10 protein-coding genes are annotated in these 12961 nt (G+C 65.5%); 6 read left to right on the top strand and 4 right to left on the bottom strand.

The genetic code is table 11. The features are described 5' to 3' along the window. Positions 1-231: 231 nt before the first annotated feature. Positions 232-1575, bottom strand: coding sequence for a CDP-diacylglycerol--serine O-phosphatidyltransferase (gene pssA, locus GZH52_RS12930; RefSeq protein ID WP_163316878.1), 1344 nt, complete (start codon positions 1573-1575; stop codon positions 232-234). A gap of 157 nt (positions 1576-1732) precedes the next feature. Between pssA and GZH52_RS12925 the strand changes: the two genes are divergently transcribed. The 6 genes from GZH52_RS12925 (at position 1733) to GZH52_RS12900 (ending at position 7574) form a co-directional block, all read left to right on the top strand. Further along, positions 1733-2599 (top strand): ferritin family protein, encoded by an 867-nt coding sequence (locus GZH52_RS12925; RefSeq protein WP_163316876.1) that lies wholly within the window; start codon positions 1733-1735, stop codon positions 2597-2599. Continuing rightward, positions 2571-3074, top strand: a complete 504-nt coding sequence (gene rfaE2, locus GZH52_RS12920; protein ID WP_163316874.1) for a D-glycero-beta-D-manno-heptose 1-phosphate adenylyltransferase — start codon at positions 2571-2573, stop codon at positions 3072-3074. Before GZH52_RS12925 ends, rfaE2 begins: the two co-directional genes overlap by 29 nt. Beyond that, positions 3071-4033, top strand: coding sequence for a biotin--[acetyl-CoA-carboxylase] ligase (locus GZH52_RS12915; protein ID WP_163316872.1), 963 nt, complete (start codon positions 3071-3073; stop codon positions 4031-4033). Before rfaE2 ends, GZH52_RS12915 begins: the two co-directional genes overlap by 4 nt. Next, on the top strand, positions 4030-4746 hold the full coding sequence (locus GZH52_RS12910) for a type III pantothenate kinase (RefSeq protein WP_163316870.1): 717 nt from the start codon (positions 4030-4032) through the stop codon (positions 4744-4746). The genes GZH52_RS12915 and GZH52_RS12910 overlap by 4 nt, the downstream gene beginning before the upstream one ends. After that, positions 4743-5516 (top strand): SPOR domain-containing protein, encoded by a 774-nt coding sequence (locus GZH52_RS12905; protein WP_163316868.1) that lies wholly within the window; start codon positions 4743-4745, stop codon positions 5514-5516. The genes GZH52_RS12910 and GZH52_RS12905 overlap by 4 nt, the downstream gene beginning before the upstream one ends. Positions 5517-5609: 93 nt before the next feature. Next, positions 5610-7574 carry a PhoX family protein gene (locus GZH52_RS12900; RefSeq protein ID WP_163316867.1) on the top strand — a complete coding sequence of 655 codons (1965 nt, stop codon included), beginning with the start codon at positions 5610-5612 and terminating at the stop codon, positions 7572-7574. A gap of 30 nt (positions 7575-7604) precedes the next feature. Here the strand turns inward: GZH52_RS12900 and GZH52_RS12895 are convergent, their stop codons facing one another. From GZH52_RS12895 to GZH52_RS12885, 3 genes are read right to left on the bottom strand one after another with little or no spacing between them, the layout of a single operon-like run. Continuing rightward, positions 7605-9005 (bottom strand): DHA2 family efflux MFS transporter permease subunit, encoded by a 1401-nt coding sequence (locus GZH52_RS12895; protein WP_163316865.1) that lies wholly within the window; start codon positions 9003-9005, stop codon positions 7605-7607. Positions 9006-9044: 39 nt separating this feature from the next. Further along, entirely contained in the window at positions 9045-11867 is a 2823-nt protein-coding gene (locus tag GZH52_RS12890) for a bifunctional diguanylate cyclase/phosphodiesterase (RefSeq protein ID WP_163316864.1), read from the bottom strand. After that, positions 11864-12859: a substrate-binding domain-containing protein gene (locus GZH52_RS12885; RefSeq protein WP_163316862.1), complete on the bottom strand. Its 996-nt coding sequence runs from the start codon at positions 12857-12859 to the stop codon at positions 11864-11866. The genes GZH52_RS12890 and GZH52_RS12885 overlap by 4 nt, the downstream gene beginning before the upstream one ends. Between the last annotated feature and the right edge of the window lie 102 nt (positions 12860-12961).

Raw genomic sequence — 12961 nt, 5'->3', positions numbered from 1 at the left:
CATCCCGAACAGGACCGTGAAACACCTTAGCGCCGATGATAGTGTGGCATTCGCCATGTGAAAGTAGGACACCGCCAGACGCCCCATCCGCAGACCCCCGACTCCATGAGTCGGGGGTTTTGCTTTGTGCGCGGGAAATCTATAGCGTGCTTCTGCACTCCACCACCCATAAAAACTAAAGGGGCGTGTCCTGACGGACACGCCCCTTTTGCTTTGTGTGCGAGGGTTTCTTCAGAGCAGCCGCGAGACCAGGCGGTCGGCACGCACCCGGTTCAGGCGGGTGAGCAGCTTGCGGGCCGGTTCCGGGTAGTCGCACAGCTTCTCGAGCTCGCGGTAGTGGCCGATGCGGCGGGTGTGGGTGAGGATGGCGGACAGTTCCGCGTCGCGCTGCGCGGCGAGCACCTGCTGCGGGTCGTGCAGCAGCAGGCCGTTTTCCAGGTCGAGGCTGAACGCGCGCGGGTTCAGGTTGTTGCCGGTGAGCAGCATGCGCGTGCGGTCGACCCAGATGCCCTTCAGGTGGTAGCTTTGGCCGGGGTCGTTCCACAGGTAGAGGTTGAGGCGGCCTGCGTCGATGTCGTGCTGCTGGGCCTTGGCGAAGCGGCGCAGGTTGGCTTCGTAAAGATAAGGCAGCGCGCCGATCACCTTGAACGGCTGGTCCGGCGGGATGAAGAAGTCGTTGGCGGTCTTGTCGCCGACGATGATGTCCACCTGTACCCCGCGCGCGAGCAGCTTGCGGATTTCGCCAAGCAGCGGGCGCGGCAGGTTGAAGTAGGGCGTGCACAGTGTCAGATGCTCGCGGCTGCAGGCCATCAGCTTCTGGATCAGCCGGTTGAGCGGGTTGCGCTTGCCGACCCCGACCACCGGGGTGACGGCCAGCTGGCCGTGGTCTGCTGCCGCGCCCGCGCAGCGGTAGGCGGCGGTGCGTAGCGACTCGCGCAGCATGCGGATGTCGCCGCGGATTTCGCGGGTTGCCGGTGCGGCGCGGTCGAGGCGGTGGACGGCGGGGTGTTCGATCAGCGCGTGCTGCATGAACGCGACCAGGCTGTCGGCGAGCTCGGGGCTACGGATCAGGTGGTAGCGGTCGTAGCGGTAGCGCTCGCCGACATGCAGATAGACGTCGTTGAGGCTGGCGCCGCTGTAGAGGACGGTGTCGTCGATGACGAAACCCTTCAGGTGCAGTACGCCGAACAATTCGCGCGTCTGCACCGGAATGCCCCATATCGGGACTTCTTGCCCGGGGTGGCGTTCGGCTTCTGCCCGGTACCACGCCGCGTTGCCTTCGGACTTGTCCTTGCCGATCAGGCCGCGCTGCGCGCGGTGCCAGTCGACCAGGACCGCGATCTCGAGCTCAGGCTGGCGTGCGCGCGCCGCGTACAGCGCGTCCAGCACCTGCGCGCCGCCTGCGTCCTGCTGCAGGTAGAGCGCGGCGATGTAGATGCGGCGGGTGGCGCCGGCGATCGCGGCGAGCAGGGTTTCGCGGAAGGCGGCGGTGTCGGCGAGCGTGCTCACGTCGCCGGCGGCCAGCGCGAAGCGCGGCAGCTCGTCCAGATAAGTGCGTGGATCTTTAAAAAACATGGGCGTGCGTCGATTTGCTGAGGCTCGATGGTAGCATCAAGCGTGGCTTTCCACATGGCTTGCGAGCGCTTCCGGCAATGAAAGCGAGCAATAAAGTCTTTGCTCTAGCTCAAGGCAGGAAATACAATTTTCCGATCCGAAACGCAAGGACGTAAGAATGCTATATCCCGAACTTTATGCCCAGCTTGAGAAGGCCCGCTGGAACATGGCGAGCGACATCCCGTGGGACGCGTTCGACGCGTCGCTGCTGAGCGACGAGCAGGCGCAGACGATCAAGATGAACGCGATCACCGAGTGGTCGGCGTTGCCTGCCACCGAGATGTTTTTGCGCGACAACCGCGACGATTCGGACTTCTCGGCGTTCATGTCGGTCTGGTTCTACGAGGAGCAGAAGCACGCGCTGGTGCTGATGGAGTACCTGCGCCGTTTCCGTCCGGAGCTGGTGCCCAGCGAAGCCGAGCTGCACGCGGTGCGCTTCGAGTTCGACCCGGCGCCGCCGCTGGAGACGCTGATGCTGCACTTCTGCGGCGAAGTGCGGCTGACCCAGTGGTACCGCTGTGCGTCCGAGTGGCATACCGAGCCGGTGATCAGCGCGATCTACCGCCACCTGAGCCAGGACGAGGCGCGTCACGGCGGCTGCTACCTGAAGTACATGAAGCAGGCGATCGCCCGCCACGGCGACGCCGCACGGCTCGCGTTCGCCAAGATCGGCCTGTTGATGGCGTCGTCCGGCCGCTCGGGCAAGCCGCTGCACCCGACCAACCTGCACGTGAACGCCGGCCTGTTCCCCAACGACACCGTGCAGAGCCGCCTGCCCGACCCAGACTGGCTGGAGGGCTGGCTGACCTCGCAGATCCGCTTCGACGCGCCTTGGGAGGCGCGGGTGGTGGGTGGTATCCTTCGCAACCTGTCCAACCTGTTCGACGAGCCGCTGGAGACGGTGCAGCAACTGAGCCGTTACCGCAAGGTGCTCGCGACGCGCGTGAAGGAAACCGATGCCGAGCTACCCGCAACCGTCGTTTGAAGACAAGATCTGCCCGCCCGAGGCGCTGGCTGAACGCATCGCCGCGCTGCCGCGCCCGCTCGTGTTCACCAACGGCTGTTTTGACATCCTGCACCGCGGGCATGTGACCTACCTTGCCCAGGCGCGCGCGCTCGGCGCGAGCCTGGTGGTCGGCCTCAATACCGATGCCTCGGTACGCCGCCAGGGCAAGGGCGACGACAGGCCGATCAACGGCGAGGCCAACCGCGCGGCGGTGCTCGCCGCGCTGGAAAGCGTGAGCCTCGTCACCTGGTTCGACAGCGACACGCCGGCCGACCTGATCGAGACGGTGCGCCCCGACGTGCTGGTCAAGGGTGGCGACTGGAGCGTCGAGCGCATCGTCGGCGCCGCCGAGACTTTGGCGCGCGGCGGCGAGGTGCATTCGATCCCCTTCCTGTTCGACACGTCGACCACTGCGACGCTGGGCAAGATCCGCGCAAGCGAAGGCCGTTCGTGAGCGATCACGCGTTTGCGGTGCTGCGCCTGCTGTCCGACGGGCGCTTCCATTCCGGCGAGGAGATGGCGCGCGCGCTCGGCGTGTCGCGCACGCTGGTCTGGCAGGCGGTGCACGCGATCGGCGAGGAGTTCGGGCTGACCGTGTTCCCTGTGCGTGGCCGCGGCTACTGCCTGCGCGACCCCTTCGAGTGGCTGGACATGGGTGCGGTGCGTGCCGCGCTGCCGGAGGACGGTCCGCGCTGGACGCTGACACTGGCCGAGCGTACCGATTCGACCAATACCCAGCTGATGCGGCGCGCCGCCGAGGGCGCGCCCTCCGGTCTGGTGCTCGCCGCAGAGGCACAGAGCGCGGGGCGCGGCCGGCTGGGGCGGCGCTGGCAGGCGAGGCTGGGCGCGGGGCTGACCTTTTCCCTGCTGTGGCGTTTCGAGTGCGGCGTCGCCGGGCTGTCCGGCCTGTCGCTGGCGGTCGGCGTCGCCATCGTGCGCGCGCTGCGTCGGTTTTCGGTGCCGGCGACGCTGAAGTGGCCAAACGACGTGCTGCTCGACGGCCGCAAGCTCGCCGGCATCCTGATCGAACTCTCCGGCGACGCGCAGGGGCCTTCGGCCGTGGTGATCGGCATCGGGCTGAACGTCGCCGACCCGGGCGAGGTCGACCAGGCGGTCGCCTCGCTTGCCGACGCGGGCGCTCCGGTGGGCCGCAACGCGCTGTTCGGTGCGCTGCTCGCCGCACTGGGCGACGTGCTAGGCACTTTCCAGCGCGACGGCTTTACCGCGCTGCGCGACGAGTGGTCGGCGTACGCCGCGCACCGCGACGCGCCGGTGCGGCTGAGCTTCAGCCACGGCGAGCCGGTCGACGGTGTCGCGCTCGGCGTCGATGCGGCAGGTGCCTTGCGCGTGCGCACCGCTACAGGCGAGCGCCTGTTCCACGTCGGCGAAGTCAGCCTGAGGGCCACGGCATGAGGCTATTGGTCGACGCCGGCAATTCCCGCGTGAAGTGGGCCGTCTACTCGGCCGGGGCCTGTGTCGCCGAAGGTTCGGTCGCGCACGCCGACGCGGATGCGCTGGCTAGCGCGTGGGCGCCGTTTTCGCTCGTCGACGGCTGGGCGTCCAACGTCGCCTCCGCCGACTTGCGCGCGCGCATCGATGCGGCGTCGCCAGTGGCGCTGACTTGGGTGAGTGCCGCGCGCGCGGCGTTCGGCGTGACCAACCATTACCGAGACGTCGGCGAGCAGGGCGCCGACCGCTGGCTCGCCGTACTTGCCGCGCGGGCGCTGGTGGCCGGCGACGTGGTGGTTGCGTGCGCGGGCACCGCGCTGACCATCGAGGCGCTGACCGCCGACGGCGACTACCTGGGCGGGTTGATCCTGCCCGGCCACCACCTGATGCAGCAGAGCCTCGCGCGCGGCACTGCCCGCCTCGACCGCGAGCAGGGCGAACACCGGCTGTTCCCGCAGGGCACGTCCGACGCGATCGCCAGTGGCATCATCGACGCGCAGGCGGGGGCCATCGAACGGCTGCGTGCACGGCTCGCGCAGGCCACCGGCCGCCCGTCGCCCGAGGTGGTGCTCACCGGCGGCGGCGCGGCTGCCTTGGCGCCGCATGTCGCCGCGCCGGTACGTATCGTGGATAATCTGGTCCTTCTCGGTCTACTCAGGGTGGCGGACGCGTCATGAAGTGGTTCTTTGCGGCAGTGCTGGTGCTCAACCTGGTGGCAGGCGTCTGGATCGCGCTCTCGAAGCCGCCCGTCGCCGATTTCTCCGCGCGCGAAGTCAGCCCGCAGCAGGTGAAGCTGTTGCCGGCAGGGCTGCCGGCCAGCGCGCCAGCCGCCGACCCGACCGCGACCCTGGTCGAGGCCAGTGCGCCGGTCGCCGCGCAGCCGGCTTCGGCGCCGGCAGCGCAAGCGATCGTGGCCAAGGCGGCAGCGCCCGCCAAGGCGGCCGCCACGGTGCCGCCCGCCAAGCCTGCCGCGCTCGCCTGCTACCGCTGGGGCGTGCTCGACGACGCGCAGCTCTCGCGCGTCAAGCGCGAGCTCGCGCCGCTGCGCCTGAAGGCGGACCAGATGGCCGAACAGCGCGAAGAGGCGGCCGCGGCCGACGGCAAGCGCTGGGTCTACTACCCGCCGCTGCCGACGCAGGCCGAGACACAGACGCTGATCGCCGAACTGAAGGGCAAGGGCTTCGACAGCTATATCGTGCGCACCGCCGGCCCCCGGCAGGGCTATTTGTCGCTTGGCCTGTTCGGCAAGGCGTCGGCGGCCGAGGCGCTGGTCGCCCGTCTGAAGGCGGCCGGCTATCCGAACGCCGGCGTCGACGTGCGCGGCAAGTCGACCCAGCGGGTCCGCCTCGATTTTGTCCGCCTCGAATCGTGGCAGGCCGACAAGCTGCGTGCGGCGCAGCAGCGCCTGCTGCCCGGCGTCGCCCTGCAGGGCGTGCCCTGCCGCTGACTGTCATTTTTCCTTCATGCGACTGTGATGTGATTGTCATGGTTTCGTCTTAGTCTTGTCGTGTTACTCCGACACACAAGAGCAGGCGGAACCATGAGCGACAGCTACAAGATCAAGCATCACGGCGTGGACGACACGACCAACCCCAGCACGGCGCCCGCGCTGTCCGACATTCTCGCCGCCAGGCTGAGCCGCCGCGACCTGATGCTGAGCAGCGCAGCCGCCGGCGTCACCGGCGCCAGCCTGAGCCTGATCCCCACGCTGGCCGAAGCCGCACAGGCGCCGCTGGCCAGCCCGGCAAAGCTCGGTTTCACCGCCGTCCCCTTCTCTGTGGCAGACCGCGTCATCGTGCCGGACGGCTACAGCGCCGAGGTGCTGTACGCGTGGGGCGATGCGGTCGGCCTGAAGGGCAACAGCCCGGCCTTCCGTGCCGACGCGTCGAACAGCGCCGCCGAGCAGGCCGCGCAGGCCGGCATGCACCACGACGGCATGGCGTTCTTCCCGCTGCCGCAAGGCTCGCGCGCGTCCAAGCACGGCCTGCTCGCGATCAACCACGAATACACCGACGACGGCCTGTTGCACGGCGACGGCATGAAGACCTGGAGCGGCGAGAAGGTGAAGAAGGCGCAGGCGGCGGTCGGCGTGTCGGTGATCGAGGTCGAGGATGCCGGCAAGGGACGCGGCTGGCGCGTGGTACGCCCGTCGAAGTACGCGCGGCGCATCACCGCCAATACCCCGATCGGCATCGGCGGCCCGGCGCGCGGCCACGCGCTGATGAAGACCGAGGCCGACCCGCTGGGCGTCGAGATCCTCGGCACCCTGAACAACTGCGCCAACGGCAAGACGCCATGGGGCACCTACCTCACCTGCGAAGAGAACTTCGACGGCTATTTCGTCAACGAGTCGGGCACGCTGTCGGACAACGAGAAGCGCTACGGCATCAAGAACAAGGACGCCGGCTACAAGTGGGCGTGGGAAGACTTCCGCTTCGACTTGCAGATCAACCCGAACGAGGCGAACCGCTTCGGCTGGGTGGTCGAGATCGACCCGTACGACCCGAAGTCCAGGCCCGTCAAGCGCACTGCGCTGGGCCGCTTCAAGCACGAGGGGGCGACGGTCACGCTCGCGCCGGACGGTCGTGCGGTGGTGTACATGGGCGACGACCAGCGCTTCGAGTACATCTACAAGTTCGTGTCGAAGGGCCGCTACCAGGCCGGCAACGCCAAGGCCAACAGCCGCCTGCTGGACGAGGGTACGCTGTACGTCGCGCGTTTCGATGCCGACGGTTCCGGCCAGTGGCTGCCGCTGGTGCACGGGCAGAACGGTGTCGACGCGAGCCGCGGCTTCGCCGACCAGGGCGAGGTGGTGATCAAGGCGCGGTTGGCGGCCGACGTGGTTGGCGCGACCAAGATGGACCGCCCGGAGTGGATCGCGGTCAACCCCAAGGCACCCGGCGAGGTCTACTGCACGCTGACCAACAACGCCGAGCGCGGCGGTGAGGGCAAGCCCGGCGTCGACGCGGCCAACCCGCGCGCCGACAACAAGTTCGGCCATATCATCCGCTGGCACGAGGCGGGCGGCAACGCGGCGGCGACTGCGTTCAAGTGGGACCTCTTCGCGCTGGCCGGCCGGCCCGACGCCAAGTCCGACGCGCACAAGGGCGCGCTCAAGGGCGACGCCTTCGGCAGCCCGGACGGCCTCGCCTTCGACGCGCAGGGCGTGCTGTGGGTGCAGACCGACGTGTCGACCTCGACGGTCAACATGAAGGAATACGCGGGCATGGGCAACAACCAGATGCTGGCGGTGGTTCCGCAGACCGGCGAATTCCGCCGTTTCCTGACCGGCCCCAGCGGTTGCGAGATCACCGGCATCTCGTTCACCCCGGACAGCCGCACGCTGTTCGTCAACATCCAGCACCCGGGCGAGCCGGAGAACGAGCGCTCCGACCCGGCCAAGCCCAAGGCGATCTCGAGCTGGCCGGACGGCGACGCCGGCAGCCGCCCGCGCTCGGCGACGGTGGTGATCCGCAAGCTCGACGGCGGCGTCATCGGCAGCTAAACGAACGTGGCAGGCAGCGGCCGGCGTACTTCACGCCGGCCGTTTTCTTTCGCCCAGCAGCAGGAAGACCAGGCTGCCCGCCCAGCTCACGCAGGCCAGCGTGACGAAGGTGGCGTGGTAGGCGGCGAAGGTCTCGGCGCCATCCGGGTGGAAGTTGCGGCCCATGAACAGCGAGAGCACCAGCATCGCGAAGGTCAGGCCGATGCTGAGCGCCAACTGCATCGCGGTCGATAGCAGCATGTTGCCGGCACTTGCGTGTTCGGGCGGCAGGCCCGCCAGTGCGCTGGAATTCAGCGTCGAGAACTGCAGCGAGACGGCAAGGCCGAAGACGAGCAGCACGCCGACGAAGTAGGCGTTGGACGTGCCAGGACCGGTGAACGCCAGCGCGAGGATGGCGGCGCCGACCAGCGCGCTGCTGACAAGCAGCACGGTGCGGCTGCCGAAGCGGCGGATCAGCGGCACTACTGCCGGCTTGGCCACCAGCGCGGCGGCGGCGATCGCCATCAGGATCAGGCCGGCGTGCGCCGGCGAGTAGAGGTAGGCCAACTGTAGGAACAGTGGCAGCAACAGCGGGATGCCGCCTGACCCCAGCCGTGCGACCAGGTTGCCGAGGATGCCGACGCTGAAGGCGCGGTTGCCGAAGATCGCCAGCGGGAACAGCGGCGACGCCGCGCGGCGTGCGTGCCGCACGTAGAGCGCGAACGCGGCGATCCCCGCCACCACCAGCGCGGTCGTGGCGCCGGCGCCAAGCTTGTGCTCGCCGAACATTTCCAGCGCGTACGAGATCAGCAGCACGCCGCCTGCGACCAGCAGGAAGCCCTGCACGTCGATGCGGGCGGAAGGGTCGGATAGCTGCGGCATGTGGCGCAGCGCGAGCACGAAGCCGAGCACGCCGACCGGCACGTTGACGAGGAACACCCAGTGCCAGCTCGCGTAGGTGACGATCAGGCCGCCGACCGACGGGCCGAGGATGGGGCCGATTAGCCCGGGCAGCGCGACGAAGTTCAGCGCCTCCATCCGGCTGTCGCGGTCGGGGTAGCTCTTGAGCACGGCCAGCCGGCCGGTCGGCAACATCAGTGCGCCGCCTATCCCCTGCACGATGCGGCAGGCGATCATCTGCGCGAGCGACTGGCTCATCGCGCACAGGATGGAACCCAGCGTGAACAGTACGATGGCGGCGAGGAAGGTGCGGCGGGTACCGAAGCGGTCGGCGACCCAGCCGGAGAGCGGCACCAGCACCGCCAGCGTCAGCACGTAGGCGACCAGCACCGACTGCATGGCCAGCGGGCTCTCGCCCAGGCTTGCCGCCATCGACGGCAGGGCAGTGTTGAGGATGGTCGCGTCCAGCGTCTCCATGAACAGGCTGACCGCGGCAAGCCATGGTAGCCACGGCGAGACGCCCGGCACGCGGGGAGGGAGGAGGTGCAGCATGTATGAAATATAGATGCTGCGGCAGCCGACCGGCTGTGTTCAGGCGAACTCGGCCAGCAGGTGATGTTGTACGAATTTTTCGGGGGGCAGGGGGCGGCCGAAAAAATAGCCCTGGTAGTTATGGCAACCCATGCTTGCCAGCAGTTCCTGCTGTTCGATGGTTTCCACGCCTTCGGCAATCACCGCCATGTCCAGGGTCTCGGCCAGCGCCAGGATGGTGCGGACGATGGCTGCGTCGTGGCCGGCTTGCTGCAAGCCACATACGAATCCCCGGTCTATTTTGAGTTGGTCCAGTGGCAGGCGCTTGAGATAAGCCAGCGAAGAGTAGCCGGTGCCGAAGTCATCCAGTGCAAAGCCGATACCGCGGGACTTGAGCGCCTCCATTTTGCTGATGGTGATCGACGCATGATCCAGCAGCATGCTCTCCGTAATTTCCAGCTTGAGTCGGGCGGGGTTGGCACCGGTACGGGCGATGGTCTCGACGACCTGTTGCACGAAATCTGCTTGGTGGAACTGGCGAGGGCTGATATTGACCGCCAAGGTCAGCTCGGCGCTCGCAGGATGCCGGCTCCATTCTTTTAGCTGGCGACAAGCCGTTTCAAGCACCCAGTTGCCCAGCAGGATGATCAGCTCGCCCTTCTCTGCCAATGGAATGAACTGCACAGGAGGGATCGAGCCTCGTTCAGGATGATGCCAGCGAAGCAATGCCTCGGCGCCTACGGGCATGCCTGCATGATTCACCTGCACTTGGTAGTGCAGTTCAAGCTGGTTGCGGGCAATGGCTTCGCGCAAGGAAGATTCGAGCTGGGCTCGCTCATCTACGGTTTGCTGCATGCCCTGATCGAAGAAGCAGACGGCATTGCGTCCGGCAGACTTGGCCTGGTACATCGCCAGGTCGGCTTGTTTCAGGATGTCCTCAATCCTGTTTTCCTCGCCGCTGAACAGTGCAACACCGATACTGCAGGAGCTGTGGTGAACGTGCTTTCCCAACACATAATCGGCTTGCAGGCTGGCCAGCAGTTTGTCGGCAACGGCCTTGCTATGGCTGGCGGCATTCGCAATTTCATCGCCCAGTCCTTCGAGCAGGACGACGAATTCGTCTCCTCCCAGGCGGGCGACGGTATCGCTGCCTCGGGTATGTTGCCGCAAACGCTGGGCAACCTGCTGCAGCATCAGGTCACCCTTGTCATGGCCCTGGGTGTCATTCAGGTCCTTGAAATTGTCCATGTCGATGAACAGCAGCGCGCCGCTTTGTCCATTGCGGGTAGAGCGGGCTATTGCCCGCTCCAGGGTGTCGAGCAGCATGCGGCGGTTGGGCAGATTGGTCAGCGGGTCGAAATAGGCCAGCCTCTGGATTTCCTCTTCGGCGCGCTTGCGCAGCGTGATGTCGGTCATGGTGCCGACATAGTGGGTGGTCTGCCCGTGCTCATTTCGTACCGAGGTGACGGTCAACCACTCCGGGTAATGGCTGCCATTCTTGCGCCGGTTCCATACCTCGCCTTGCCAACTGCCAGTCTTTGCTACGGCTTGCCACATCTCCCGGTAAAACTCGGCGCCGTGCCGGCCCGACTGCAGCAAGCGGATATGTTGGCCGGTCACTTCCTCGCTGCTATAGCCGGTGGTGTCGCAGAACGCCTGATTGACGCGGATGATGATCTGCTCTGCGTCGGTGATGACCATACCTTCCTGTGCCTCGAAGGCGGTCGCGGCAATGCGTAGGTTGGCTTCGGCCTGTTCCCGCTCCTGCGCCCGGTCAAGAAAGGCGTTAAACCAGCTGGTCAGCTCACCAAGCTCCTGAAGGGTCTGTGCCTTGGGCAAGCGCCAATGTGGTTCCAGCCGTCCGGCCTGGAAGTCGCGGAAGCCGTCACAGATGGCGCGCAGCGGGTTGATGATGTGGATCGAATAGAGCCGGATGAACAGGAAAATCAGCAGCAGGGACAGCAGCAGGATCACGATCCCTGCCTGCGCGATTCGGCTGACCGGTTCCAGCAAGGTCGCTTGTGGAACCAGGCTGACGATGTACCAGCCGTTAATCGGCAGCATGCGAAAATTGAGGGCGACCGGCTGTTCGTTCAGGCTGATCATCATTGACCCTTGTTGGCCTCGAACAAGTCGTGCCAGTTCCGGATTGATGCTCTGGCCAATCAGACGGCTGTCTGGGTGGAATAGCAGGCGCCTTTTTGCATCGACCACCAGCAGCGTGGAGCCTTCTCTGCTTTCGATTTCGTGGAAGTGCCGGTACACGAATTCGGGATCAAAATTGACCTGAAGCATCGCTAGCGGCTCGGTCTTCAGCCCACTGCCATCCAGGCGGTTCAGCATTTTGCTAGCGACGATGACTTTACGCTTGCTGGAGGTGCTATTGACGTTGTCTTCTATGCCGTGCCAGGCAACAGCGTTGCCAGCCGCTTGAGTATCGCTCTGGAGACGCCCAAGCAATGGGCGGTTAATGCCGGAAATATTCAGCGTATCGCCGACATGGTAATGCCGCCCGCTGCGGGTAAACAGGTCGATAGAAACGAGCCCTTTCAGGCTGCCGTAGCCGCTGAGGATATAGCCGATACGAGCCTGGGTGGACAGGAATTCGAAGGAAGTATCCTTCGTGTTGGCCGTCTCGACGCGTGCAACAGCCTGTTTGATCTCGTCTACTGATTCGATATTGCGGATCAGGTCTTCGATCTGTGCCATCTGCAGCGACAGGTGGGACGCTTGCTCGTTCAGCAAGTTCGTGCTGTGGCGGGTGGCCATGTCGACGATGGTATTGCGTGTCGCACTGAAGCTGATGACCTGATACAGAAACAAGGGCAGGACACTGATGGCCAGAACCAGACCGGTCAGCTTGAACGAAATGCCTGCTTTCATTCACGACTTTCCGCTGTCCGCAGAATGATCGGCTGGATCATGATCTCGTCGCTGACTGGCTGTTTCCGAATGGCCTTGAGTGCCACCATTACGCCCTGATAGCCTTGTTCCGCCGCACGTTGGTCCACGGTGGCCACCATCTGTCCGCGCGCGACCGCCTGACGTGCGTCGGCGATCGCGTCGAAGCCGGCAACCTGTACATCCTGGCGTCCCTGCTCGCGCAGATATTTGCTTGCGCCTATTGCCATCATATCGTTGGCGCAGAAAATGCCCCTGACCCTTGGGTGCTGCTGCAGTATTTTCTGGGTCTTGGCATAGGCTTCGTCGATTTTCCAATGGGCGCTTTGGCTGGCAACCAGCTTTAAGCCGGCCTGTTTGAATGCACGCTGTGCGCCACGACGACGCTGTTCGGCATTATCGGCGGAGGGGATGCCTTCGATGATGGCTACTTCTGCCCCGGCGTGCAGGCGTTTGGCCAGTGCAGTGGCAGATGCAAATGCGGCAGCCTCGTTGTCGATGCTGATAAAGGGAACGGTCTGCATCTGCTGCGTGGCCATCGCCTGAGCATTCAGGCGGTTATCGATATTGACGATGGTGATGCCTTGCTGCTGCGCCTGTTTGAGAGCGGGAACCAGCCTGACCGAGTCGCCGGGTGCAATCACGATGGCGTCAACGCCTGAGTGGGTGGCGTCCTCCACGATCTTGATCTGCTGCTCGATCGAGGTTTCCTGGGTTGCCGTCTTGACGGTGAGGTCGATACCCGTTTCCTGTTGTGCCCGCCGTGCACCTTGCTCCATTTCGATAAAGAACGGATTGGTCAGTGTTTTCATGATCAGTGCGACGCGCGGGATGTCGGATCTGGGTTGCGCGGCGGGAGTCGCAGGTGCCGAGGCCGTGATCGTACTGATTGACGCTTGTTGCTCACTGCCGGAGCAGCCTGCGAGGCTTGTCAGGAAGCAAATTGCAGCCAGGCGAAATGTGGAGATGGGCATGGATCGATGACCTGAGTTCTGTCCCTAGGCGTCAAGCCTGTGAAGCAGGGGCCAGCATTATTTCCCGAGCTTTGCGGCAGAGGATTGGCTGGGGATCAAGAG

Origin of the sequence: Crenobacter caeni (genome assembly GCF_010435965.1) — a bacterium.
Taxonomy (GTDB): domain Bacteria; phylum Pseudomonadota; class Gammaproteobacteria; order Burkholderiales; family Chromobacteriaceae; genus Craterilacuibacter; species Craterilacuibacter caeni.
Note: the sequence above shows the minus strand (reverse complement) of the source record. Positions and strands in the feature narration are given on the sequence as shown.